Below are 25,205 nucleotides of genomic sequence, written 5' to 3' on the forward strand. Positions count from 1 at the left end.
TCACCACTTATACCATAATCCGTTGTCAAATCTATAATCATCATTTATAGATTCGGCCAATGTGACATCAGAAAAAATCATCAATTTTGAAGATGCCTCTAACGCTTGGAAACCAGTGGCCATCCCAGAAGGAATATTAAGTATCTCGTTGTTTTTGGAATTTAACAAAAACTCTTCGTAAGGCAAATTAGCAGATGGACTAGTCCAATCATCTGGCTCTACTAATATTACCTTAAATGACCCTTCAACAACATAAAACCATTTTTGCTCATATTGATGGCCCTGCCAAGCCCTAATAACTGTTTCATCAAAGTGCGTGGTCGTGTAAAAACGTTTAATCGGGTTCATATCGAAATCATTAAAGAATGTTAGCACTCCTCTATTATCGCTATGAACACCTCCTTTAATTAATGTTGCATGCATTATCAATCTAATTATCCTGGATATTGAGTTATATTCTTTTCATTAAACACTTCTTTTCTAATCAATGGAAGTTTCGAAAGCAAAACCTTCATTCCTTCCACATCTTCCTGTTTGGTGTTATGAGAATGATAATCCTCAATTTTGGAAATATCTTTTTCACCTTCAGAAAAGTATTGTGCATAATTTAAATCACGGTTATCAGCTGGTACACGATAAAATTCTCCCATGTCTTCTGCCTTAAGCATTTCCTCACGTGTACAGAGTGTTTCATAAAGCTTCTCACCATGCCTTGTTCCAATAACTTTAATCTTAGTATCAGAATTACATAGTTCCTTTAATGCTTGAGCCAAGTCTCCGATAGTTCCCGCAGGTGCTTTATTTACAAATAAATCACCTTGATTGCCATGTTCGAAAGCAAACAACACCAAATCAACAGCTTCGTCCAAAGACATTAAAAATCTAGTCATGGCAGGGTCGGTTATTGTTATGTCTTCACCATCTTGTATTTGCTGTAAAAATAACGGAATTACAGACCCTCTGGATGCCATCACATTGCCATACCTGGTTAAACAAACAGTTGTTACATTATTGGTAATGTTTCTTGACGCAGCTACAGCTACCTTCTCCATTAATGCTTTTGAGATACCCATAGCATTTATTGGATAAGCGGCCTTATCAGTACTTAAACAAATTACTTTAGTAACACTATTGGCTACAGCAGCTTCAATTACATTATGCGTTCCAAAAACGTTTGTTTTTGTCGCTTCTAATGGAAAAAATTCACAAGAAGGAACTTGCTTTAAGGCAGCTGCATGAAATACATAATCCACTCCTCGCATAGCATTTTCAACGCTTATATAATCTCTTACATCGCCAATATAGAATTTCAATTTAGGGTGATTTAGAGCAACCCGCATATCATGTTGCTTCTTCTCATCTCTAGAGAATATCCTTATTTCACTGAAATGATCTGTGTGAAGAAATCTATTTAACACGGCGTTACCAAAAGAACCTGTCCCGCCTGTAATCAATAATATTTTGTCTTTAAACATACTAGGTAATTAAATTAATAATGTCTTTTATCTTATTGTTTATGATAAGTTGTGTTTTGTTTTCATGGCTCTCTAAAAAAGCCAGCCTAATTTTCTCTGCCAAATCTTCCACCTTATTTGGGTCAAAGGTAGCCAAAGGATTAATTATATCATAAGTATAAGGCAAATCAGCTGCTAAAATCTTACATCCCGCCTCAGCTGCCTCTATAATTGGTAAGCCAAAACTTTCTGTAAGTGAAGGCGTTATAAATGTGTTACAATTACGATACAGAGATTCAATCTCTATAAAATTGCATCGCCCATGATTAATGATATTAACACCTTTATTTTGTAGCCTTTTTATTTCAGTTATTAACGAAATAAAATTTGGCGGAACTGTTAAATGGAGCGAAATGGGCAAATTATATTTATCCAAAAGATATTCCCATGCAAAAAGTAAAGTTAAATGATTTTTTTGCTTCACCCCATCAGCAACATATAAAAAATTGCCATTATTAATTTCAAGTTGCTTATTTACATTGGTAAAACGACCTGATTCATAAAAGGGTAATACCTTTATGGAGTTTATTGAAAGAGAAAGGCCTTTAGACAATAAATTTGCCATATTTTTAGTTTGCACAATCCAATTGTAGTCTTTCTGATTCTTATATCTAATGTATTGTCTTTTAAGCAAAAAGCTAAGCCTTGTAGTATAGCTATAATCCTTGTTTTTACTATCAAGAATTAAGGCATTATGAAACAGTATATATACCTCGCTTTTCTTTTTTTTAACAGGCGGAGGCACATTAGCAAAACAAAATACTTTAGAAAAGTCATTTTGTGTTTTTTTATAAAACTTTAACCTGTTGGCCTCGGTCGGTCCAAGAAAAACCCTTTGATTAACGGGTATCTCATTTATTATACCTGACTCTAATCTATTATCAAAAAGAAAAAAAAAATTAAAAATCTTTTGCTCAAAAATCAAATTTTTAATAAAATACTCTAAGAGTACCTTACCTCCACTTTGATTAATATAAATAGCATCTAGTAAAATCATATAACTACATTGTTCCTTTTGCTCTTACTAAGTTAAAATAATAAAGTAAGGTTTGAATCTTTCCTTTTCTCCTGATATTATTATTTAAGCAAAATTTTGCCGCTTCAAAACCTCCTTGAGATACCACCCGAATATAATTATCCAATAATAAAGCATTCTGACTAGATTTATTTATCACCGATTTTTTTAAAGAAATAAACATAGCAAGCCTTTTTTTAATTGACTGGATTTCATCAATACTAAAAATACGTTTTACTCTGTTTAATAAAGAAGCATTTGTATATGAGCCAGAAACATTTAGGTTGTGCTGGCGGTAGAGCAGTAAAGGTTGCTTAATGTATGAGAAGTGACCATTATTGATTGCACATATTAATGCCAACCAATAATCATGGTTTTCTGCTGTAGAAGGAATAGGTATTGACCGTTCTAACAACTTTTGATTGATTAGCATTGTACACCCGTAAATATAATTTTGGCTTAGTAATAAATTTAAGCTTGGCCTCGTTGAATAATCTGGAACAGCTAATTGCAGATCTTTCCCATTATGATCAATCATACGATATGTCCCATAAACCATTAAAGGCCCATCGGAACCATGAGCTTTCTCAAGCGTGTTCATCGCATATAAAGATCGTTCTATTTTATCTTCTAACCAAATATCATCCTGATCACAAAACATAACATACTGGGCATCTTTCGATACTTGGCTCATTAAAATAGAAAAATTCTGGCAACTTCTTACATTCCCTTTCAAATCAGTTAAAACATTAATTCGGTTATCTACATTTTCGAATTCTTTAATGATTTGTAAGGTTTTATCAGTTGAACCATCATCTCTAATTAGCAATTCCCAATTAGAGTATGTTTGAGCAATAATACTATTAATTTGGGCCTCAATGTAGGATTGTCCATTGTACGTTGCCAGTACAATGTTTATTTTACTATTAGTCATCTGCTTAACTTAATCATTAACGGCATATTATTCCCTTTAAATTTGTAATGATAATAGTTTAATATTTAGTAAATCTTGTTTTAACAACAACCAAAAACTTGTAAAACAAATATTTTGTGAAACTTCCATACCCAATAGTTTTCAGCGTATCAGATTCCCTTTTATAATCTCTAAATAAAGTTTTAGCCTGTTTCAGTTTGTTAAAAATTGAATTGGCATTACCATAGGTTACACCTAAAAGATTGCTACTATGCTGTCTATATTTAATTAAGGGAACATCAATTACCGATATTATGCCATATTTTGCAACATTCAGGGCTATCCAATAATCAAACATAAAATTATTATCAGCCAAAGGAAAAATTAATTCTTTTGCTTTTCTATTAAAAATTGATTTTGCACCTCCGACTGTACAACAAACGCACATATAATTAAAACTTGTAAACTTCATAGGATTTATACCTGTTGAATGCCAAAATGAATCAGAAATTATATTTAAATCAGAATCGCATATAATAGCATCGGTATGTACTAATATTGCTTTATATGGATTTAATAGTTCCAACATTTTAATTCTTTCATATGAAAATTCTATTTTACTTTTAAGCCATACATCATCTGCATCACAAAACATATAATATTCTGATTCTACAACCTCCAACAATCGAAAAAAATTATTTCTACATCCTAGATTTTTTCCTCCTTTGTCTATTTCAAAAATTTTATCAGGATATTTGATGCAATAATCAGAGATCACTACTGCTGTTTGATCAGTTGAACCGTCGTTACGAATGTAAAGTGTCCAATTTGTAAATGTTTGAGCTATAATGGACTCGATCTGCTCAGAAAGATATTTTTCCGCATTATAGGCTGCTAATAATATAGCTATTTCCCTGTTATTAGTACACATCATTTAAAAACTTGAACAAGTATAATGTAATATATATTTATATATAAATAAATTGCTGAAATCATTACTACAATAAACGACGAAATACCTCTTTCCTTTATCACATAAAATAATGACGGTATTAGTAATATCTCTACTATTCCTAATAACTCTGAGACCCTCATAGCCAGAATAGTATTCTGTGAAAACATCAAATAAAAAGCCAAAGATACCCCATATATTTTCAATAAAATTGTCATATATTTCACTTTAATATACAATGTTTCATAAAAATATAGAAACACATAGAATAAAACGTATTTAACAACATAAAGCAGATTAAATACATTTAGTGAATTACTTGCAATTTCTTGAGCCTCCTGATATGCTTGTATCTTATACTTAATAGTATCTATTGGGATTGCTAGCATAATATCAATCTTCATAAAATGCATAATTATCCCTATTGGTATTAATAGATAAAGTGAAATTTTCCACTTTGAACTCAGATGATCATTTGTTAGAAACCATAGTGGCAACAAAACAAGTGCGGAGTAATGGAAAAAGAAAGCTGCGACAGTAAGTAAGAAAAACTTAAAAAATTTTCTTTCACTTAATGGCACAATAGCTATGAGAAAGATTGCTGAAGCAACCCCAGCTCTAATCTGAGTAAAATCATGTAAAAGGTAATAGCTTCCAAAATAAGTTATGATTGCCAAGAATTTTAACTGAGTTAATTTTTCAATAGCATAATATTTTAAAGAAATTCCTATAATTGCGTATACGATTAATACAACCTGAAAATCATTAAAAATTTGACGAGCAAAACTGGATATTAAGGCAAAAGTGGGCTCTGCTAATAAAAGAATAAGGGGTGACTCATAATAATATTTATATGCTACTGAATCAGGATCTGAGCCTACTTCTCTAAGACCCGCAATTAATATCAGGACTAGGGCTGATCCCCAATAAATGAGCGCCTTATTAATTGGATCCTTTGCGAGGAAATTATATGAAAATCCAGCTAAAATTAAGCAAATAAGAGTTCCAAATAACAAAATAATCAACAGAGTCATTTAAATTAATTTTTAGATTCTAAAAATGATTTAACTCTATTTAATATTCCTATTCGCTTATTTAAGATAAATAATGAATAACCAAATGTTAATATGCCCAAAAAGAAAGAAAAACTATACTGAGGCCAACCTTTCAAAACATAAACTCCAAAGTATGCCGAAACAGCTAATAAAATTAACATAAAGAATATTTTAATAAATCCCTTATCAAAACCAAAACCATATTTAATTTTTACGACAGTCATTAATATAACGGAAATACCTATTGATGCAATCAAAGAAGATATGGCCAAACCGTTTAGACCCCAAACTTTATAGGCAAAAACATTACATATAAAAAGTAACCCATTACCAATTAAAGAATCATAAATTAAATATGCTTTTTTATCACCATTTGCTAATATTACATATGACATGATTAGCCATATTCCCCTAGCAAGTAATGATAAAGCTAGCAAACGTAACATGGGCACCATTATCAAGAACTCTTTTGAAAGTAAAACTTTAACAATAATTGGCGCTGCAGTTATTAAAATTACTGAAATAGGGGCAATAATGAGAGAAACAAGTTCGGCTTGTTGATTAACCATTACTTTAACTTTCTGCCTATCTTGAAAAATCGCTGAGAGGCGGGGAAAAAAATCAGAGGCCAGCACTGCAATAACAATAGCAATACTTTGTGTGGTAATAGACGAAATTCCTTGAAAGAAACCAACATCGGCTATTTTCCCATACCTGCCAATAAATATATTTGTTAAATAAGTAAATCCCGTTAATATAACCATTCCAAGCATCAAAACGGTACCTAATTTAAGTATAGGCTTCCCAGCAGCTATTGTCTCTTTAACTGTTAAATTGATAGTTTTATCAAGTTTTATTTTTCTAGTAAGGTAGTATTGTGTTATATACAAAATTAATGAACCACTAGCAATTGAGATAGCAATACCCAATATGCCAAAGTAGTAGAAGAGTGGTATGCTAATTAATAAACTTAAGAAAGCCCCTACTATTGAGGCCTTTGCAAGTGCGGTTAAATTACGCGTGCCCTGTAAAAAGACTGTTTGCCCGTTTGATAAGGCGGAAAAAAATATTCCGAGTGACAATATTAGAAAATGTATGCTATAATCAAAATTTTGAAAAGCTATTTTACTTAGCCAAAATGCGCCAAATAAACAAACAAGCAATCCAAAACATCCGACAGCCCACACCATTCGATTAAAGATTAAATTTATTCTGCTCAGTTTCTTCTCATCTCCATTCTCAAATTCTTGTGAGATATCGCGAACAGCACTTTGAAAAATACCAAAACTTGAAAAACTACTAATAATAGAAATTGTGGATTGAAAAATTGCATTAATTCCCATACCATGACTCCCAAATATTACTGCAATTAGCTTAGCCCTCAAAATTGTTATAAGCATTTGAATAGCCTGTGCGCCTCCAAAAACGGCTGTAGATTTTAAAGTCTTTTTGTAAGAAGAATCTTTATCCATTATAACGATATATTTTACTTAGGCCTTTAACCAATTCATCTTTTAAAATAATTGGAGAATAAGAAAGCTGTATTAAAGAATCATCAAACATTACCTACTATCCTTTTTAAGAATATTTTGCAAAAAGGATGATATAGATAGATACATTACTGTTAAAATTCCTGCCAAAATTCCCCCCAAAACAATGCCCTTTAAATAACCTAATTTTTTTTTTTCTAATGGATATATTGGTTGATCAATTACTTGTATCAATGGGGTTTCTTTCAATAAAGCCATTTTAGTCATCTCTAAATTTTTAGCCATTTCCGATAAGATTACTTTATTGGTTTCTGCAGAAAACTGTGCTTTTTGTACCGGAGCGACTCTCTGTACCTGTCTCGTTGGATTTAAATTGGGAGTGGCATCGGCTACAGCTACTGCAGTATAAATCGCCCCATTCATTACTGATCTTACAGAGTCTGTTTTAAGCTGCAAAATTTTTACATTTTGTAATGTTTTTTTTGTCTTGGTATTTACATAAAATTCATTTACATTTTTTACCAATTCATCATTAAAGGCTTTAGCAAAAAGCTCATCTTTAGCTTTTACATCTACCTGAATAGTGCTTAATTTTTTATCAGGTTTAGTTACAACCAAATAGTTTTTATTCAAATCCAACACAATTACACCTAAAATACTGTCCCGCAAGCGATTGGTTTTTAAAATAGGGAACCCGTCCTGAATGCTATCTGCTCTAAAGTTTAAACTAAGCAATTTAGGTTTCTCAGCCCATTTCTTTTTCAATTCATTGCTTTCAATAAAACGATCGATTAACAGTTGATTTTTTCCTTTAATTATTATACTAGACAACAAGGTTTTCTCCAACATTGACCTGGACTTATACAATTGCAAAATGTTATCACCCTGAAAAATCCCCCCTCCAGAGCCACCCAAATCAACACCTGCCATAGAAGCTAAACCCGCCAAATTACCCAGCCCTCCGCTACCCTTTTCATCTTCTAAAACAAAAGTAGTTGTTGCTGTATAGATAGGTTTTTTGAAATATGCATAAGCGAAGCCTGAGATGCCGCCTAATAAACCAAAAGATAAAATGATAATCCATTTAGATAAGAGGTATCTCCACCAATCTCGAATTTTAAGGAGGAGGTCTTTCAAAGAAATCTCGTCGCTTTCAGTACTTTTATATTGTTGACTCTCTGTTGTCATTTTTTGATTGATATAATAATTAAAGAAACTACCTCAACAAACTTACAATAATAGCGGCTAATGAAGCAACCCCTGTTCCTATGCCAATCCATGCTTGTGCTGAAATCCTCTCCCTCTCTGCCCTTTTAGGAACTAAAATCTCTGCACCTGGCTTAACCACAGGATAATTATTAAAGAATAAAAATTTACTTACAGCTGCAGCCGATCCATTTGCATATTTAATATAGGTACCGTTTTTTCTAGCACTAGAAGTAAATCCACCAGCCCCATTAATATATTGCCTTAAACTTTTACCGGGCAAATAAACTATACTATTGGGATTTAGAACCTCTCCAGTAACCTTTATAGTCTGTAAGGTTCTGGGAACGCGAATCACATCTCCATCTTCAACAATTAAATCATATTTAGATAATGTATCTTTTAGAATTCGGACTAAGTTAATACCAACCAAATCGCTTTGAATCAATTTTTGTTCTACTTCTGCTCTTATGGTATCCTTAACTCCTGCTTCTTGAGCCCTTTTTAAATTTAGGAACTTCTTATCTTCCTCATCTTTATTGTTAATGGCATTTTTATCTCCAGGATTTACTTTTTCAGCACCTGGCCTTTTTAGTGAAGCCCCATCAGGGTACGCATATGAAGTTAGACCACCAGCACGCTTAATCAAGTCCGAGATCCGCTCATTTTTATTAAGAATGGTATAAGTACCGGGATAAAGAACTTCTCCCTCCAATTTTACTTGTTTTTGTACAGTATAACCTTCAGAATTTCTCACTGAAATAATATCAAAGGGTTTAAGCACAAATGGCTCTCCTTCTAATTTTAGGTCGGGGTTAACATTTACAGTGAATACTTCAGCTGTACGGGCAGCAACGGAGGTTGCATCGCTATTTTTTAGCCTTCTTGAAATCTCAATACGATTTGGCGTAGCGCCTTCTTTAAATCCACCAGCCATTTGAATCACTGATTCCAATGTCATGTTATCAGCATACTCAAACGTACCTGGAGCTCTAACCTCGCCTTGAATACTTATTTTGTATTCATCTCTTAAATCAAATAAGGAAGAAATGGTAATTTTATCTTCTCTTTGCAGTGGAATATCCGTTTCGGTACCGGCTATAATTTTGGCCACATCAAAGGATATTAACGATTGTGTATTATCCGGGTTTAATCGGTTAATATAGCCACGATTTAAAAATGCATCCTCAGTTAATCCATCAGATTTATTAATTAAGCCACGCAAGGTTAACCCTTTATCTAATTCATAAACACCCGGACGAAAAACTGCACCCAAAATTTCAACACGATTTGCAAAGCGATCTAATATAGCTTCAACAACAAACTTATCGCCATTTTTAGGACTGTAAGAATCAAATTCTGAAGCGGAAATGTCTGAAATTTTACGTTCTCTATCTGTATTTTGAAAAGATTTTATTTTAGCCGTATAAGCCTGCGTGGTAAAACCACCTGCAAAATTTAATACATCCTGTAAGGTTTCTCCTTTAACAACTTCAAAAAAAGCAGGAACTTTTATTTCGCCGGTAATTTCCACTCGTTTATCAAATACGGGCACATTAATTACATCCTGATCTTGTAATCGAATATTATTTTGTTGAATACCTTTTCGAAGAAAATCATAAACATCAACCGTAGAAATAACTTTATTATTTCTTATTACCTGAATTTTACGGAAAGATCCGTTATGAGATGGTCCACCTGACGCATAAAGTGCATTATAAACGGTTGACAACGAAGATAAAGTGTAAGTACCTGGCTTAACTAGTTGCCCTGTTAAGGTAACTTTAATGCTCCTTATATTTCCTAAATTAATAGCTAAGCTTGTTCTTCCTGATCTTAACGATGGGTAAGTTTTAGCCATAGCACTTCTAATTTTTGATTCGGCTTGTTCAATAGTTAGCCCTCCAACTGAAATCCGACCTACATATTGAAGATTGATAACTCCATCAGGACTCACCTGAAGATTATAACTGGCTTCGTTATCCCCTGTTAAATCAATCAATAACTTGTCATCAGGGCCTATTACATAACTTTTCGGGGTAGCAATGCGCAAATTGGGTTCAAATGTTATTGCTCCATTTCTAAACATCTCTGATCCGAAGATTTTTGGCCCAACTTCTTCGTCTGCTACTTTTTTCTCATTATCTACTTTACCTCCATCCGTCGTTTCACTTATTTCACGACCAGTACTGGCAGGTTTGTCTTCAACTTTAATAGCTGCTCCTTGTTTACGAACTTTCTCAACTCTAAGGCGAAGTTTCTGGATTTCATCAGCTTTCATTCCCTGAGCTGCTGCCATTTGCTCTAGCTGGGCATCTCCGTAGCCAATAGATTCAGCTCTTTTAATCATCTGCAAAATTTGCGCATCAGATAATTCATCAACTTTTATGTTAGCATAATTAGTTTGCGCTAAAGATATCAAGCTAAAGCTTAAACAGATTATTAAAAGCGTTAATGATTTTAGTATTTGTTGTTTCATAAAATGTTTTATCACAATTCTGTTTTAAACAAGGTATTTAAACCTATATAAAATGTAATTATTCAAAATAATTAAGCGTTTTAAATCCGCCTTGTTTCAAAAATTCATCTTTCTTCATTAGTTGCAAATCTGCCAGAGCCATATCTTTTACTAATGCCCGTAAATCATATTTTGGATTCCAACCCAATTGAGTTTTAGATTTTGTAGGATCACCCAATAGCAAATCAACCTCAGTTGGTCTGAAATATTTTGAATCTACCCGAACTACAGTCATTCCTGGTTTCAAAAACTCAGTTTTAACGCCTAATTTGTCTGCAAGCTCTTCATCAATATCTATAATCACCCCTTTTTCGTACTCGTCTTTGCCGCTAAACTCAATTTCTATGCCAAGTTCAGCAAAACTCATTCTAACAAATTCACGAACAGTTGTAGTAACACCAGTTGCAATTACATAATCTTCTGGTTTCTCTTGCTGAAGAATAAGCCACATGGCTTCAATATAGTCTTTCGCATGCCCCCAATCTCTTTGTGCAGAGAGGTTTCCGAGATATAGACAATTCTGTAATCCTAAAGAAATTTTGGCTGCTGCCCGGGTAATTTTACGGGTAACAAAGGTTTCCCCCCGCAACGGACTTTCATGATTAAATAAAATTCCATTACATGCAAACATTTTATAGGCTTCCCGATAATTTACAGTGATCCAATACGCATACATTTTAGCAACAGCATAAGGAGATCTGGGATAGAAAGGAGTAGTTTCACTTTGTGGTACTGCCTGTACTAAACCATACAACTCAGATGTAGAAGCTTGATATATTTTTGTTTTTTCAGTCAAACCCAAAATACGTATTGCTTCCAATAACCTCAAAGTTCCAATCCCATCAGCATTGGCTGTATATTCTGGCATCTCGAAACTTACATGAACATGGCTCATTGCAGCAAGATTATAAATCTCATCAGGTTGCGTTTCCTGGATAATACGAATTAAGTTGGTTGAATCTGTTAAGTCTCCGTAATGAAGTTTGAAATGAACGTCCTTTTCATGCTGATCCTGGTATAAATGATCAATCCGATCAGTATTAAATGAAGAAGAACGTCTTTTTAAGCCATGAACGAAGTATCCTTTCTTTAGCAAAAATTCTGCAAGATATGCACCATCCTGGCCCGTTACTCCTGTAATTAAGGCAACTTTCATAAACTATTCCGTAGGTATTAAGCTTGCAAACATACGCAATAATTTAATTGTAAAAAAAATGCAACGTTATAATCTCGCATCAACTAAATTCCGGTCGATGAAAGATTTAGTATCAAAAATGATTGCTCCTTCATCCTTAAATGCTTTAAAATCGAGTGATAAGAACTGTTTATGGGCTACGGCTAGAATAACAGCATCATACTTTTTCGACTGATTATAATCTATTAAGTTAATTTTATATTCTTGCAAAACGTCATCTTTGCTTGCCCAGGGATCGTACACATCTACATCAATACTAAAGGAACTAAGTTCTTTAAAAATATCGACAACTCTCGTATTTCTGGTATCCGGACAATTCTCTTTAAAAGCAAAGCCCAGAATAAGCACTTTTGCATTCTTAATAACTTTATCTTTCGCAATCATCATTTTAATGACTTTGTTTGCCACAAACATGCCCATATTATCATTAACTCTTCTGCCTGATAAAATTACTTCAGGTTTATAACCTAATGATTCTGATTTATGTGCTAAATAATAAGGGTCTACACCAATGCAATGCCCTCCAACCAGTCCAGGTTTATAATTAAGAAAATTCCATTTTGTTGCGGCCGCAGATAATACATCAGAAGTGTCAATATTCATTCGGTCAAAAATTAGGGCAAGTTCATTAACAAATGAAATATTAACATCTCTTTGTGCATTTTCAATAGCTTTTGAAGCCTCTGCGACTTTTATACTGGGCGCAAGATGAGTGCCCGCAATGATTATACTTTGATACAGATTATCAACTAGCCGGGCGATTTCAGGATTTGATCCGGATGTAACTTTTTTTATTTTAGTTAAAGTATTTACTTTATCTCCGGGGTTAATCCTTTCAGGTGAATAACCACAGAAGAAATCTACGTTATATTTAAGTCCAGATATTTTTTCAAGAACGGGAACACAATCTTCTTCAGTACAACCCGGGTAAACAGTAGATTCATAAATAACGATATCTCCTTTTTTAAGCACAACACCTAACATCTTGGAAGCACTTAAAAGCGGCTCCAAATTAGGCTGTTTCAAATGGTCTATCGGTGTTGGAACAGTAACGATATAAATATTACTCTCACTAATTTCAGGGAGATGGGAACTAAATGTTAAACCAATAGAGTCGTTTTTATTATTTGAAACTATTTCTAATAATTCCAAATCTGCTTCCTGTGTATGATCCTGTCCCTTTTTTAATTCTGCTACCCTGTTTTCATCAATATCGAATCCAATTACAGGATATTTTTTCGCAAATTCCAGTGCCAATGGTAATCCAACGTAACCCAAACCTATAATTGCAATTTTTGGAAGTTCTGTCATTATTATTATTCTGAGTGCAAAGATATAGGTTTTAAATAAATGAATATGGTTTAGATATTTTCTTAAAAAAACTAGCCCAAACCTCTGGTGAGAGATTTGGGCTAAAAAAATAATTTATTTTTTTTATTTTATCTGTTTAAGCAAATAACTACCATAACCACTTTTTACTAATGGTGTTGCAATAGCCCTAAGCTGATCTGCGGTTATAAAACCCATGCGATAGGCAATCTCTTCTATACAACCAATTTTTAAGCCCTGACGTTCTTCAATAATCTGAACAAATTGTCCGGCCTGCATTAAGGAAGTAAAGGTACCGGTATCTAGCCAGGCTGTACCACGACTTAATACACCAACTTTTAGCTTTCCACGCTCTAAATATATACGGTTAACATCTGTGATTTCATATTCTCCACGAGGAGAAGGCTTAATGTTTTTAGCAATCTCTACAACCTCATTATCATAAAAATACAAACCAGGCACAGCATAATCTGATTTAGGTTTTTCGGGTTTTTCTTCTATTGAGATTGCCTTTTTATTTTCGTCAAATTCAACAACACCATATCTTTCTGGATCAGAAACCTGATAAGCAAATACTACCCCCCCTTCGGGATCAGAACTAGCCTGTAATAGCTTGGCCATTCCATCACCATGAAAAATATTATCACCTAATACCAAAGCTACTTTATCTTTTCCAATAAATTCTTCTCCAATTACAAAAGCCTGTGCCAATCCATTAGGCTCATGTTGTAGGGCATAACTAAATTTACATCCTAAATTGGATCCGTCACCTAATAATTTCTCAAAGTTAGGCAAATCATGAGGTGTTGAGATAATTAAGACCTCTTTAATGCCGGCTAGCATTAAAGTTGATAATGGGTAATATATCATCGGCTTATCATAAACAGGCATCATTTGTTTACTACAAGCAAGCGTTAAAGGGTGCAAACGTGTTCCGCTCCCTCCGGCCAGAATTATACCTTTCATATTAGAAATTTATATGGTTAGTGATTTTTTAATTGGTCTAAACATTTAACTAAACTATCTCTCCAATAGGGAATAGATAAATTAAATGTAGTTTTAATTTTCGTTTTATCCATTACCGAAAACGGTGGACGAATAGCTTTGGTTGGATAGGCAGATCCGGGAATTGGATTAACCCTTACCTTAGTTTCACTTATTTCAAAGATAGCCTTTGCAAAATCAAACCACGATGTTACGCCTTCATTGCTATAATGATATACACCATAAGCCTTACTTTCGGCAGCGATAATATCAAAGATAACGTTAGCCAAATCAATTGCGTAGGTTGGCGTACCTACCTGATCTGCAATAATATTTAATTCATCACGATCGGCACCAAGCTTTAACATCGTTTTCACAAAATTGTTAGCGTATTCTGAATACAACCAACTTGTACGAATAATAAAGTGCTGCTCTAAAATAGAAATAATGGCTTTTTCTCCGTCTAGTTTCGTAGCGCCATAAACATTAATAGGTTTCGCCACATCGTTTTCTGATAGCAACTTAACCACATCACCCTCAAACACAAAATCTGTTGATATGTGAATTAAACCTGCTCCATGTGCTTTGCAAACTTCAGCTAAATATTGAGCTCCTGTTTCATTGACAGCTTTAGCTAAGTCTTTTTCTTCCTCTGCTTTATCAACAGCCGTATACGCGGCGCAATTAATAACATAAGCAGGTTTTTCTCTTTCAAATAAAACTGCCAGAAGCTCAGGATTTAGAATATTTGCTTCTGCCTCTGCAGGAAAAACAATTTCCGTAATTCCTCTTCGACTTGCTACAGTTTTAAGGCATTGCCCCAATTGGCCACCAGCACCAATAACTAGTATTTTACCCATTATGATAATGATGAAAATGAATTCAATAAAAGGTCTTTTTCAGAAACAGATTCTTTTCCCGCAGGGATTAACCAATCAATATTCAAATCAGCATCATTAAACATAATACCTTGCTCTGATTCTTTATTATAGAAATTATCACATTTATAAAAAAACTCTGCAGTTTCACTCAAAACAGAGAAGCCATGTAAAAAGCCTCTTGGAACATACAGCTGAAGTTTATTTTCTGCACTTAGTTTTACAGCAATGTGCTTACCGTAAGTGGGAGAACCGATTCTTGCATCAACTGCTACATCTAAAACCTCACCTTTTAAAACACGCACCAATTTAGCTTGCGCAAACTCACCCGCTTGTTTATGCAGTCCCCTGATTACCCCATAGGAAGAAAAAGATTGATTATCTTGTACAAAAGCACCCGATAAACCTGTTTTTTCTTCAAATGTATTCCGGTTAAAACTCTCGAAAAAATAACCTCTTGGGTCTTCAAACACCTTTGGTTTAATAATCACACAATCCTTTAGCCCTGTTTGTTCTATTTCCATTATTTAGTATTGTACTGCTGTTCGTAATATGATTGATAATTACCTGAAGTAACATTATTTAACCAATCTTCATTTTGAAGATACCAGTCAACTGTTTTGGCCAAACCTTCTTCAAATTGTAGACTAGGGACCCAATCCAATTGATTCTGTAATTTAGAAGAGTCTATTGCATAGCGCAAATCGTGACCTGCTCTATCCGTAACATAAGTAATTAATTTTGCAGATGTTCCAGCCTCGCGGCCTAATTTTTGATCCATAATGCTACACAACAAATTAATAAGATCAATATTTTTCCATTCATTATGCCCGCCGATATTATAAGTATCACCCGTTTTAGAGTTATGAAAAATTACATCAATTGCTCTCGCATGATCTTCTACCCATAACCAATCCCGAACATTTTCGCCTTTGCCATAAACAGGCACTGGTTTATTATTTTTAATGTTATTAATGGCCAATGGAATTAATTTCTCAGGGAAGTGATGAGAGCCATAATTATTTGAACAATTAGAAATTACACAATCCATTCCATAAGTATCGTGATAAGCTCTTACAAAGTGATCAGAACTTGCTTTTGAAGCAGAATATGGACTATGCGGATCATAAGCAGTTGTTTCTGTAAACATACCATCTTCTCCCAATGCACCATAAACTTCATCAGTACTAACATGGTAAAATCTTTTTTTATCATAATCACCTTTCCAAAATTCACGGGCAGCATTTAATAAGTTTACTGTTCCGATAACATTGGTCATTACGAAAGCTGTAGGATCAGTAATTGAACGGTCAACATGGCTTTCTGCTGCTAAATGAATAACTGCATCAAAATTTTCTTTTTCAAATAGTTTGCTAATTGCTATGGCATCCGTTATATCTTCTTTAACAAATCTATAATTTGGCCTGTTTTCAATATCCGTCAAATTGGCCAGATTACCTGCATAGGTAAGCTTATCCAGATTTACAATTTCGTATTGCGGATAATTATTCACAAAGCGACGAACCACATGAGAGCCAATAAATCCTGCTCCACCGGTAATTAGAATTTTTTTCACAGTATAATATTTTACAGTTTGCTAAAATAACATAGAATTTGCAATTAAACAATTAATATGCCATAACCTAGAAAAATGGCTAACATATCAATTTAATATTTGTAATGGTTTTGTTTCAACTATTATTAAATAAAAGGCTTCCAAAATGTTCTCCATTGATTCGTATTGATCAAACACACTATTTTTATTCAAATCTTCTATGCTATATTGTTTACTAAAAGCTGCATATAACCACTCAAGCATTCCATAGCGTAACTTTTGTATTTTACGAAAAGTTAATTCCTTCTTTAAAATGGCGTAAGGGTCATTCCTGCTTATTATATCTAAAGAAGAAGCATCATACTGAGCCACATAATATTCATTTTCCAGAATAGATTTGTTTTGAAACTTTATTAACCATTCACCAAAGGTTTCAGTGTTATTATTAAATCTTCTTTGAGGCAAATATTTAATTTGCCTGTCAGCAATTAGATATCCGGCATTCATCAATTGCGTAAATTGATTACAGAAAAATAAGAAATCTTTTGCGTTTGTAACACATCTATCTTTTGATAAAGCCTTTTTAAACCATTTTCGTAAATATTTTTTATGCCCAGCCAACCCATCAATGCTGAAAAAATATTCTACAAAGAGAAAGGGGTCATCCTTATACTTATCCTCTAAAGCCAGGGGGCAAGTACTGGCAAAACGATTAACGTTATGATCATTTTCTTTGATTACTTTATCAAAGTCAAAAAATTGACTAGCTGCTTCTGTGAAACAGCATTCGTCAAAAGAGATTTTCTTAATGCTTTTCATAATATTTATACTAAATTTTGTATTTTTCAACCTACATTCGTATAATCAAATTTAATCAAAAAATTAGATTTTCTATATTTTATTATAAAATCTTATCAACATTTCAAATGACTGAAAACCAGAGGCTCAAAACATTAATTGATATTTTACATTTTAAAACGCAAAAAGATTTTGCTGAGAAGATTAAAATCCAGCAGGGCTCTCTTTCAGATATTCTTCGCGAAAAAAATGGAATGGGTATATCAAATGCGATTAAAGATAAGCTTAACCTTATTTTAGGTGTAAATATAGAATGGCTTGAAAAGGGTATTGGTGAACCTATAATTAAAGAGTCTATAATTTCCAAACCAAAGGAAGGTGTTCCGTACTATGATATTAGCTTATCCGACACGGATAAATTTCTTTTAGAAGAAGATCGTGCAGAATATTTAGTTAATTACCAGCCATTTAATGATTGTACGGCATATCTTCCTGTTTATGGAGATAGCATGTATCCTAAATATGCTTCAGGAGAAATTATTGCTGTAAAAGAAATTACCAATCACGAAATATTGCAATGGGGAGAGGCCTATATCATCATGACAGATGCTAAAACCAACAATCTAAGGAGTATTAAGTTACTTTTTGAGCACCAAAATAAACAGAAAATTATACTTCGCTCCTCAAATCCCGATTATAAAGGGGATATCATTGTAGATCGGGACAATATTATAGCCCTTTACATTATTAAGGGTAAAATTACAAGAAATTCGATTTAAAGATTTTCCAATGCAACACTCTCTTCCAGAGATTTGTACCAGTCTTCTCCGTATTTACGGATTAGCGGTCCTTTTAAAAAGCTATAAACCGGAACTTTTAATTCCCGTCCAAAACTACATGCATCATGGCAAATATGCCATCTATCATAATTTAAAACATCAAATTCAGGATATTTAGTAATCCGGATAGGATATAAATGACAGGAAATTGGTTTTTGCCAATCTACGATTCCCTGTTCATATGCCTTTTCGATAGCACATTTAGTAATCCCGCCTTCAAAAAGAACATAAGCACATTCTTTATTTTTATCAACACATGGGGTAGTTAAGTCGCCATCTTCATCAATAACATATACGCCTTGTTCTTCTATTGCTTTTATACCCTTTTCATTCAGAAGGTGTTTAATTTTTGGATAAATTTCCTCTAAAACAGCTTTTTCTTCATTATCCAATGGTGCGCCAGAATCTCCCTCAACACAACAAATACCTTTGCATTTATTTAAATTACACACAAAGTTTTCTTTTAAAACATCTTCGTGCACAAGCACCTGTTCTACTTCTATCATCATTATTCTTTTGCTAATGCATATTTTAAGCCCGCAGCCGACTTTAACTCCATGGTTACGGCACCTACAAGTATTTCAACCTGTGCCTTTACAGGAACGCGGTTTCCATCATCGGTAACCCATAAATATAAGCGACTGTCTTTTTTAAAGATACGGCCGGGTTTTATAGATGGGCTAAATTTTAAGCACCTTATATTTCCTAATTTATTTTTTACGGTTTCTTTGCCTACATATTCTATTTCGAGTGCCGAAATTTCATCTCCCAAAAAATAGTTGAGTTTAAATTTATCCCCAATTTTCAGTTTACTTATATCTAAACTTCTTGCAAAATAATAGGCAGAAACTAAATCAAAAGTTTGCGTGGTTGGTGTTGTAAAAGTTCCTCTGTTTGAAACAACCTTTTTTTTATCTTGAGAAAAACGTGCTTTATCCTGTCTTCTATAACTTGCTTCCCGAATATTTTCCTGGTAGAAATATGGTGTTAATTCCGTTTTATCAATATATGAATCGTAATGATCTCTTATTTTATAAAAAATATCAAATGTACCTGAGGTTTGTGCGTCAACGGTAAGTTTATACGTTTGTTTATTATCAAATTTCAGATCAGAATTGGTGACTTTTATTGTTGCTTCTGCAGCAGTAATAAAGCCATATCTAAGCTTGTACTGCAATGTTTCTCCTTCCTGAAAAACAGGCTCTTTTTTCAAAGGCAACTCTTGTGCACTTGTAAACAGTGCACATGCCGTGACTATTGCGATTAAAAATAGTTTTTTCATTTGCGTATTATTTTCATTTGTGGTGATCCTGCAATAATCTGAGTCATTAATTTGCAGTAATCATGATGAAGATATGCAAAAAGTAAACCAATTTTAATCTTTTCTCTTAAATACCGGAACGGTAGAACATGGTTCTCCAAACATAATGCTTTTAACCACCGGGGTTAACAAATTCGTAATTTCGACATAGCCTGCTACCGGAACATCAATATCTCCACAACCTTTTACCACCACGCGTTCGTTCGCATAAGTTTGAGGGTCTATTTTGGAGATCGCTTTTGAAAACATCACGGCTTCCAGGGTTTCCAAACTGCCAAAAACAACCTCATTAGCAAAAGGACTAATGCGGTTAGCCAGTAACATATAGGCCCATGTTGGAACTATTGCATCAGCCGAACAGATAATGGCTACATTTTTATCCTGGTACTGCGACCAGTCGTGATTTTTAATAAATTCCCTGAAATCTTTTTCTCTCAGCATTAAACCATGGAAAAGATTGTCTTTAATATCATAAAGAACTCTTTCGCCTTTGTCGTAATAATCTTCAAGATTTAAAGTAACCAAACCGCTGTTTGCTACTTTATTAATGATATTTTCCTGGATTTCCATTTCGCTTATATAAAAAAACCGTTCCAACTTAACATTGGAACGGTTACAAAATTACGCAATTTCTAATTAATAGAATTTCACGCGATTGTCTTTTATCTTCGCATTATCTTGTAAAGCCTGGAAAGCAGCACCTAATGAACGCTGACCTAAACTTAACAACATACCTTCTTTTTGTTTAAACATGTTTGCAATTGGCGCAGGATTTGTAAACCCATCAACTGAGAATACATACACACCACGTTCGCCATTTACAGGAGCAGAAACTTTACCCGGTTGAGAACCGAATACATTACCCACCAAAGCATTTTCTTGTGCTACACCTGGAATAATTGGGTTAGCAAAAACAATATTTTGAACTGGATTAACGGTACGGCCAACTTTAGATGCGATTTGATCTAAGCTTGCTTTTCCAGCCTTCTCAAATTTATCTTTTAACATTTTAGCTTTTACTGCATTACGAACCATTGGCTCGATTTCTTTTTTAACCGCCTCTAATGGTAAAATACCTTTAGGATTAACCGCTGTTAAGTGTGCAACAACATAAGCATTTGTCATGTTATAAATTTCAGGCAATACATCACCCTGATCTGCTGCATAAGCATCCTGAATTAACTTACGTGGATTATCCAGGCCTGGAGCAAAACCCTGGGTTGGTGTAATTTTATCAGCAATAGCAACTTTTAGGCCTTTTTGCTGAGCCAGTTTACTAAAATCGTTTCCTTTAACTTCGCTTAAAAAATTGCTTGCTGCTTTATAAGCGGCTGCCTGAGTTTTACTACTTGCACCTAATGCTTTCTCAACATAAGCCAATTTAGCTACTTTAGATGAACCAATTTGTTTTTCAATTTTGATTACATGGTACCCAAACTGAGATTTAACAACTTTAATATCTCCGGCTTTACCATCAAATGCGGCGTTTTCAAATTCAGGAACCATAGCGCCACGGGCAAAAGTACCCAGTTCACCGCCTTTATCTTTCGAACCATCCACACTATAGTTTTTAGCTAACTCAGCAAAACTAGTTCCTTTAACAACTAATCCTTTTAATGAATCGGCAAGTTTTAATGCTTTGTCATCTCCGCCAACTTTAGCCGGATCAATTAAGATATGGCTTGCTTTAACTGAATCAGGAGAAAAACGGGTTGCAATAACTTTAACTACCTTATAAGAATTGCCAGATAATTTTGGCCCGTAAAAACTGCCTGCTGGCAAAGAGAATACTGCTGAATCTACTGCAGGATCTAATTTACCTTTAGTTAAATAAGTATATGGAACTTTAACGTCAGAATTGATCGCTGCAAAAAGTGAATCATTTTTAGCTACTTTAAAATCTTCAGCTATTTTATCAATCTGAGTTTTAATTGCTAATGAATCTGCTGCAGTTGGGCTAATGCTAAAAGTAACATATTCAAAAGCACGTGTATCCTGAGGATTATTGAAACGGGCTTTATTTTCGTTATAATAATCTGAATAATCCGATTCAGCTAACTTAACAGAAGCATCAGGAATTGAGGTATAATCCAGGCTTACATATTTAAAGTTAGCCAGTTTATTACGGTTGGTATACTCATCAGTTGCTTCTAATGAAGTTACATAAACCGAATTACGGATTAAGTTTGAATATTTTTGTTGCAAAGCCTGGTTCTTAATTTCCATTTGCAACATATTTGATTGTTGCAAAGCCTGAGGATCTTTTGACTTAAGAAACTGGTTTAATGATAATTTGTTAATCTGACCAGTTTGAGGATCAGAAAAGTATTGTTTGATTAGTGGACTAGGATTTTGGCCAACCAATAAATCCATAAGCTCATCATTAGAAACAGTTAAACCTAAACGATCATACTCTTTAGTTAACAAAGCAGCTGCTAATTCTGCATTCCATGCCTGATCTACAGCCATAGCTGTCATCTGTGCATTTGCGCTACCACCATACTGTTGTTTAAACTGGTTTAAGTTCTGATCTACTTTTGGAGTGAACTCATCTATGCTGATATCTTTCCCATCAATTGAACCTACCGTTTTTTGATTTGCGGCCCAGAAAGGCTTACCCACGTTAATTGCATCGCCTACTAAAAATGCAACAATTGCAAAACCTATTGCAAAGACCAGAATATAGCCTGCTCGGTTACGCAAAAATGTCATTAATCCCATATTGTACTTATAATTTATTTAGTTTTTTAAGAGGGCGCAAGATACAAATTTGCGGTAAAAAAGAAAACACAAAATTTTATTTATCAACTGTTTAACTTTTAAGCAAATAGCGCCGTTTGTTTTGAATGATTTTATTGTCAGATCTGTTTATTAATTTATGGCAATAGCTTTGAAATTTATACGATTAAGGCGCTATTCCCTCTTTCATATTTAATTCTCCGCTGCCGCTATCCATTTTATAGGTGCTAAAATCCTGAGGGGCTTCAAAATTTATTCCTTCCGCTATATTTCCGTCAATACCTTTAACATAAACGCGTTGGGTAGAATAAAAAAGCTTTTTGTTTTCATCCCAGATTAACTCTTCAGAGGAAAAGGTATCCCCTTTATTATTTTTAACCAGAACATTTTTCTTAAATATTGTTTTAAGCTCCTGATCGCGGCGCATGGCATAATCACAGGTAAGTGTTCCATCGATTGTACCATTTTGATTAAAAAAATCAATTTTTACTCCTTTTATCATTTCCTGATAAGTGCCACCGGTTGAGGGCGTAACTTTATCTAAAATTGGAGCAACACCCCGGGCTTTTACTCTTGCAGAGTCGCTGTAAATTATATCTACACCCAGAGTACGGTCGCGGCTTAAGATTACCTTTTTTGTGGAAACAGAATTGGCTTTTTTTAGGTCATCCTCTCCACAGGAAGTCAAAAAAAGCGACAACCCAAGAACCAAACCATATAAAACCGTTCTAAATTTCATTAATCTACTCTATACCTGCGGAACCAGGTATCATTCAAAGTAAAGCCCAGGTGAAAGTTAATAAATTGTTCTTTTACAAGGTTATTATTTAGCGTTCCTCTCTGACCTAATTCTGTGGTAAAGTTTATTTTATAAAATGCTGATCCTGCATTAGCCGAAGGAAGCGGGAATCCAAAACCAAAAGATGCAGCCATTTGTTTAATATCCTGATTGCCAATTTTAATATAGGTTTTATCGTAACTCACTCCTAAACGGTAGTCTACACGTTTGAAATAACTATTATATGAAGTATAATCTGGCGTAAACTGACCTCCAAGCGAGGCGCCATAACTATTTTGCAAACCTTGATTAACATCGTTTATGCTTAACTGAGACCATTTACCTAATCTAAAATCAGCACCCACTAACCATTTATCGCTTTGCTGAACAGAAATACCAAAGTTATGGCTCATTGGCAACTTTAAACTTGATTTACCATTTACAACAGAACTTAAGGTATCTGTAGCGGTTTGTTCATTGCCACTTCCATCTCTAAGATATTGAGTGGCATAAAATGATTGTGTTGAGTTAACTTTGCCTGAAGTACTTCCTGAGTAACCCAGTGTAACAACAGTTTTTGCACCCACATTAAAATCGTATTGGATACCGTAAGAATAATTGAATCCTCCAACACTGTTTTTATTCTGAAGTTTTGCGTTATAAGCACCGGCAACGTTGTACTCGGTTGCCCGGGTGGTTAAAAGATTACCAAAAATGTACTCTAAATTACCCCCAATTCTAAGGTGATCGCCAATGCGGTAACCATAACCCAGATATGCTTTTGATAAACCGCCCTCTCCTTCGTAACGCTGATCTACAGACATGGTATCTATTTTAGTTGTATTTTTGTAAGAATATCCTAAATCAGAATACGGCATAAGCCCAAAACTTAATGCAGATCTTCTGTTAACCGGAATAGCAAAAGCCAAATGACTGAAAGTAGAGTTGAAACTCGTTTCGCTTAAATTTGCACGGGATAAATTGGTTAAATCAGCACTCATACCAATATCAATAGTTGTTAAATTGATACCCGAGTAAGAGGCCGGGTTTTGCATATTGATATAATTGAAACCTGTAACCTTATTTACAGCTGTAGAAATTCCGCCCATAGCCCTAAGTTGAGGTAGCAGGGAGCCTTTCATATTTCCAATTCCATATCTTGAGTATGGAGATGAAGTGGTAACCTGTGCCTGAACACCTAAACCACAAACTAGAACGAGTATGGCTGCAATATAATTTATTCTTTTGTACATTTTAATCTGCAATAGCTTCATTTAATCCTTTTAACACTAAAAAGGGATCTGTTATAATTTGAGGCGCAAAGATGCTGTTTTGTAATTGCTTATACAAAAAATTAGCATCTCCCCCCGTTAAAATCACCCTTAAAGTACTTTCTTTTTTATTATTTAAGGCAATAAAGCCTTCAATTTCATTTATTATGCCTTGTAATACACCATTTAAAATGGCACTTTGCGTATCATTTCCATCCGGAATTACCGCTTCTGTATCCCAACTCACTAACGGTAAACGCCGGGTAAAGGTATGCATTGCCTTAAACCTCATATTTATCCCAGGGCTAATGCTTCCCCCATAATATTCCTTAGCACTATTCAGCAGTTCGTAAGTAATGCAGGTGCCGGCATCTATCACCAGGCTTGCTGTATTTGGAAATAATCCATTTGCAGCTAAAACAACAGCCCACCTGTCTAACCCTAGAGTAACCGGGGTTTTATATTTGTTTTGCACACCATTGGTTAACAAAGTTGAAAACCGGGTATACTGCGTATGTTGTTGCAAAAATGTTTCAAGTTCGGAAATTTCTTCCCTCACTGTACTGATTATGGATTTCTCTGGTGAGAACTTCTCAATCAAAACAGCCAGATCATTTACGCTGAGTTTATCAATTCTTTGATTATATATAATTTCCTTACCTGCAAAAACAGCAATTTTGGCAGCAGAATTACCTATATCAATGCTCAGTTTATGCATTTACACGACAAATATTTACAAAACAGTTAATCTCTTTTCCGGCAACTAAAACACAAATGATTTGCTTCATGTTATTGGAATTCAAAAAAGTCATTACTCCAGCCTTTATGCCACAAAGCTATTAATCTTTAGCAAGT

General features: G+C 34.2%; 24 protein-coding genes. 1 reads left to right on the forward strand and 23 read right to left on the reverse strand.

The annotated features are described in order from the left end of the window. The 16 genes from O0955_RS02760 to O0955_RS02835 all read right to left on the reverse strand — a co-directional run bounded on the left by O0955_RS02760 (position 1) and on the right by O0955_RS02835 (position 17,423). Positions 1-423 (reverse strand): WxcM-like domain-containing protein, encoded by a 423-nt coding sequence (locus O0955_RS02760; RefSeq protein ID WP_269425996.1) that lies wholly within the window; start codon positions 421-423, stop codon positions 1-3. Between the two features lie 11 nt (positions 424-434). Further along, complete coding sequence (locus O0955_RS02765; RefSeq protein ID WP_269425997.1) at positions 435-1,475, reverse strand: polysaccharide biosynthesis protein; 1,041 nt, start codon at positions 1,473-1,475, stop codon at positions 435-437. A 1-nt stretch (position 1,476) separates the two neighbouring features. Further along, positions 1,477-2,511, reverse strand: coding sequence for a glycosyltransferase (locus O0955_RS02770; protein WP_269425998.1), 1,035 nt, complete (start codon positions 2,509-2,511; stop codon positions 1,477-1,479). A gap of 4 nt (positions 2,512-2,515) precedes the next feature. After that, positions 2,516-3,463, reverse strand: coding sequence for a glycosyltransferase family 2 protein (locus O0955_RS02775; RefSeq protein WP_269425999.1), 948 nt, complete (start codon positions 3,461-3,463; stop codon positions 2,516-2,518). A 58-nt stretch (positions 3,464-3,521) separates the two neighbouring features. After that, on the reverse strand, positions 3,522-4,376 hold the full coding sequence (locus O0955_RS02780) for a glycosyltransferase family 2 protein (RefSeq protein ID WP_269426000.1): 855 nt from the start codon (positions 4,374-4,376) through the stop codon (positions 3,522-3,524). Beyond that, positions 4,373-5,428, reverse strand: a complete 1,056-nt coding sequence (locus O0955_RS02785; protein ID WP_269426001.1) for an EpsG family protein — start codon at positions 5,426-5,428, stop codon at positions 4,373-4,375. Before O0955_RS02785 ends, O0955_RS02780 begins: the two co-directional genes overlap by 4 nt. Positions 5,429-5,433: 5 nt before the next feature. Beyond that, on the reverse strand, positions 5,434-6,921 hold the full coding sequence (locus O0955_RS02790) for an oligosaccharide flippase family protein (RefSeq protein ID WP_269426002.1): 1,488 nt from the start codon (positions 6,919-6,921) through the stop codon (positions 5,434-5,436). 90 nt (positions 6,922-7,011) lie between these two features. After that, a complete protein-coding gene (locus O0955_RS02795) occupies positions 7,012-8,127 on the reverse strand; it encodes a Wzz/FepE/Etk N-terminal domain-containing protein (RefSeq protein ID WP_269426003.1) in 1,116 nt (371 codons plus the stop codon). 28 nt (positions 8,128-8,155) lie between these two features. Next, the gene (locus tag O0955_RS02800) at positions 8,156-10,624 is read right to left on the reverse strand and encodes an SLBB domain-containing protein (protein WP_269426004.1); all 2,469 of its coding nucleotides are present in this window, start codon (positions 10,622-10,624) and stop codon (positions 8,156-8,158) included. A 58-nt stretch (positions 10,625-10,682) separates the two neighbouring features. Then, the gene (gene gmd / locus O0955_RS02805; protein ID WP_269426005.1) at positions 10,683-11,819 is read right to left on the reverse strand and encodes a GDP-mannose 4,6-dehydratase; all 1,137 of its coding nucleotides are present in this window, start codon (positions 11,817-11,819) and stop codon (positions 10,683-10,685) included. A gap of 66 nt (positions 11,820-11,885) precedes the next feature. Continuing rightward, entirely contained in the window at positions 11,886-13,169 is a 1,284-nt protein-coding gene (locus O0955_RS02810; RefSeq protein WP_269426006.1) for a nucleotide sugar dehydrogenase, read from the reverse strand. A gap of 123 nt (positions 13,170-13,292) precedes the next feature. Further along, positions 13,293-14,153 (reverse strand): glucose-1-phosphate thymidylyltransferase RfbA, encoded by an 861-nt coding sequence (gene rfbA / locus O0955_RS02815; RefSeq protein ID WP_269426007.1) that lies wholly within the window; start codon positions 14,151-14,153, stop codon positions 13,293-13,295. 17 nt (positions 14,154-14,170) lie between these two features. Then, positions 14,171-15,031: a dTDP-4-dehydrorhamnose reductase gene (gene rfbD, locus O0955_RS02820; RefSeq protein WP_269426008.1), complete on the reverse strand. Its 861-nt coding sequence runs from the start codon at positions 15,029-15,031 to the stop codon at positions 14,171-14,173. Then, the gene (gene rfbC, locus O0955_RS02825) at positions 15,031-15,573 is read right to left on the reverse strand and encodes a dTDP-4-dehydrorhamnose 3,5-epimerase (RefSeq protein ID WP_269426009.1); all 543 of its coding nucleotides are present in this window, start codon (positions 15,571-15,573) and stop codon (positions 15,031-15,033) included. The genes rfbD and rfbC overlap by 1 nt, the downstream gene beginning before the upstream one ends. Continuing rightward, positions 15,573-16,625 carry a dTDP-glucose 4,6-dehydratase gene (gene rfbB, locus O0955_RS02830; RefSeq protein WP_269426010.1) on the reverse strand — a complete coding sequence of 351 codons (1,053 nt, stop codon included), beginning with the start codon at positions 16,623-16,625 and terminating at the stop codon, positions 15,573-15,575. Before rfbB ends, rfbC begins: the two co-directional genes overlap by 1 nt. Before the next feature lie 87 nt (positions 16,626-16,712). After that, positions 16,713-17,423, reverse strand: a complete 711-nt coding sequence (locus O0955_RS02835; RefSeq protein WP_269426011.1) for a hypothetical protein — start codon at positions 17,421-17,423, stop codon at positions 16,713-16,715. 107 nt (positions 17,424-17,530) lie between these two features. Here O0955_RS02835 and O0955_RS02840 point away from each other — a divergent pair, with 107 nt between their 5' ends. Beyond that, entirely contained in the window at positions 17,531-18,181 is a 651-nt protein-coding gene (locus O0955_RS02840) for a LexA family transcriptional regulator (RefSeq protein WP_269426012.1), read from the forward strand. On the opposite strand, the gene O0955_RS02845 is transcribed toward O0955_RS02840, so the two are convergent. The 7 genes from O0955_RS02845 to O0955_RS02875 all read right to left on the reverse strand — a co-directional run bounded on the left by O0955_RS02845 (position 18,178) and on the right by O0955_RS02875 (position 25,068). Beyond that, the gene (locus tag O0955_RS02845) at positions 18,178-18,747 is read right to left on the reverse strand and encodes a DUF3109 family protein (protein WP_269426594.1); all 570 of its coding nucleotides are present in this window, start codon (positions 18,745-18,747) and stop codon (positions 18,178-18,180) included. The two genes, O0955_RS02840 and O0955_RS02845, sit on opposite strands and share 4 nt — an antisense overlap. 2 nt (positions 18,748-18,749) lie before the next feature. Further along, positions 18,750-19,523: a DUF3108 domain-containing protein gene (locus tag O0955_RS02850; protein ID WP_269426013.1), complete on the reverse strand. Its 774-nt coding sequence runs from the start codon at positions 19,521-19,523 to the stop codon at positions 18,750-18,752. A 93-nt stretch (positions 19,524-19,616) separates the two neighbouring features. Then, positions 19,617-20,132 carry a DUF2480 family protein gene (locus tag O0955_RS02855; RefSeq protein WP_269426014.1) on the reverse strand — a complete coding sequence of 172 codons (516 nt, stop codon included), beginning with the start codon at positions 20,130-20,132 and terminating at the stop codon, positions 19,617-19,619. A 66-nt stretch (positions 20,133-20,198) separates the two neighbouring features. Beyond that, positions 20,199-22,283, reverse strand: coding sequence for a peptidylprolyl isomerase (locus tag O0955_RS02860; protein ID WP_269426015.1), 2,085 nt, complete (start codon positions 22,281-22,283; stop codon positions 20,199-20,201). A 184-nt stretch (positions 22,284-22,467) separates the two neighbouring features. Continuing rightward, positions 22,468-23,040 carry an LptA/OstA family protein gene (locus O0955_RS02865; RefSeq protein ID WP_269426016.1) on the reverse strand — a complete coding sequence of 191 codons (573 nt, stop codon included), beginning with the start codon at positions 23,038-23,040 and terminating at the stop codon, positions 22,468-22,470. Beyond that, complete coding sequence (gene bamG, locus O0955_RS02870; RefSeq protein WP_269426017.1) at positions 23,040-24,332, reverse strand: BamG family beta-barrel-assembly machinery protein; 1,293 nt, start codon at positions 24,330-24,332, stop codon at positions 23,040-23,042. Before bamG ends, O0955_RS02865 begins: the two co-directional genes overlap by 1 nt. A gap of 1 nt (position 24,333) precedes the next feature. Further along, positions 24,334-25,068 carry a type III pantothenate kinase gene (locus tag O0955_RS02875; protein ID WP_269426018.1) on the reverse strand — a complete coding sequence of 245 codons (735 nt, stop codon included), beginning with the start codon at positions 25,066-25,068 and terminating at the stop codon, positions 24,334-24,336. Positions 25,069-25,205 lie beyond the last annotated feature (137 nt).

The organism is Pedobacter punctiformis, from assembly GCF_027213715.1.
Lineage (GTDB): Bacteria > Bacteroidota > Bacteroidia > Sphingobacteriales > Sphingobacteriaceae > Pedobacter > Pedobacter punctiformis.

Bases quoted from the DNA above. Each gene is read 5' to 3' on its own strand.
- O0955_RS02760 (WP_269425996.1), bottom strand. From the start codon at position 423: ATGCATGCAACATTAATTAAAGGAGGTGTTCATAGCGATAATAGAGGA.
- O0955_RS02765 (WP_269425997.1), bottom strand. From the start codon at position 1,475: ATGTTTAAAGACAAAATATTATTGATTACAGGCGGGACAGGTTCTTTT.
- O0955_RS02770 (WP_269425998.1), bottom strand. From the start codon at position 2,511: ATGATTTTACTAGATGCTATTTATATTAATCAAAGTGGAGGTAAGGTA.
- O0955_RS02775 (WP_269425999.1), bottom strand. From the start codon at position 3,463: ATGACTAATAGTAAAATAAACATTGTACTGGCAACGTACAATGGACAA.
- O0955_RS02780 (WP_269426000.1), bottom strand. From the start codon at position 4,376: ATGATGTGTACTAATAACAGGGAAATAGCTATATTATTAGCAGCCTAT.
- O0955_RS02785 (WP_269426001.1), bottom strand. From the start codon at position 5,428: ATGACTCTGTTGATTATTTTGTTATTTGGAACTCTTATTTGCTTAATT.
- O0955_RS02790 (WP_269426002.1), bottom strand. From the start codon at position 6,921: ATGGATAAAGATTCTTCTTACAAAAAGACTTTAAAATCTACAGCCGTT.
- O0955_RS02795 (WP_269426003.1), bottom strand. From the start codon at position 8,127: ATGACAACAGAGAGTCAACAATATAAAAGTACTGAAAGCGACGAGATT.
- O0955_RS02800 (WP_269426004.1), bottom strand. From the start codon at position 10,624: ATGAAACAACAAATACTAAAATCATTAACGCTTTTAATAATCTGTTTA.
- gmd (WP_269426005.1), bottom strand. From the start codon at position 11,819: ATGAAAGTTGCCTTAATTACAGGAGTAACGGGCCAGGATGGTGCATAT.
- O0955_RS02810 (WP_269426006.1), bottom strand. From the start codon at position 13,169: ATGACAGAACTTCCAAAAATTGCAATTATAGGTTTGGGTTACGTTGGA.
- rfbA (WP_269426007.1), bottom strand. From the start codon at position 14,153: ATGAAAGGTATAATTCTGGCCGGAGGGAGCGGAACACGTTTGCACCCT.
- rfbD (WP_269426008.1), bottom strand. From the start codon at position 15,031: ATGGGTAAAATACTAGTTATTGGTGCTGGTGGCCAATTGGGGCAATGC.
- rfbC (WP_269426009.1), bottom strand. From the start codon at position 15,573: ATGGAAATAGAACAAACAGGGCTAAAGGATTGTGTGATTATTAAACCA.
- O0955_RS02835 (WP_269426011.1), bottom strand. From the start codon at position 17,423: ATGAAAAGCATTAAGAAAATCTCTTTTGACGAATGCTGTTTCACAGAA.
- O0955_RS02840 (WP_269426012.1), top strand. From the start codon at position 17,531: ATGACTGAAAACCAGAGGCTCAAAACATTAATTGATATTTTACATTTT.
- O0955_RS02845 (WP_269426594.1), bottom strand. From the start codon at position 18,747: ATGATAGAAGTAGAACAGGTGCTTGTGCACGAAGATGTTTTAAAAGAA.
- O0955_RS02850 (WP_269426013.1), bottom strand. From the start codon at position 19,523: ATGAAAAAACTATTTTTAATCGCAATAGTCACGGCATGTGCACTGTTT.
- O0955_RS02855 (WP_269426014.1), bottom strand. From the start codon at position 20,132: ATGGAAATCCAGGAAAATATCATTAATAAAGTAGCAAACAGCGGTTTG.
- O0955_RS02860 (WP_269426015.1), bottom strand. From the start codon at position 22,283: ATGGGATTAATGACATTTTTGCGTAACCGAGCAGGCTATATTCTGGTC.
- O0955_RS02865 (WP_269426016.1), bottom strand. From the start codon at position 23,040: ATGAAATTTAGAACGGTTTTATATGGTTTGGTTCTTGGGTTGTCGCTT.
- bamG (WP_269426017.1), bottom strand. From the start codon at position 24,332: ATGTACAAAAGAATAAATTATATTGCAGCCATACTCGTTCTAGTTTGT.
- O0955_RS02875 (WP_269426018.1), bottom strand. From the start codon at position 25,068: ATGCATAAACTGAGCATTGATATAGGTAATTCTGCTGCCAAAATTGCT.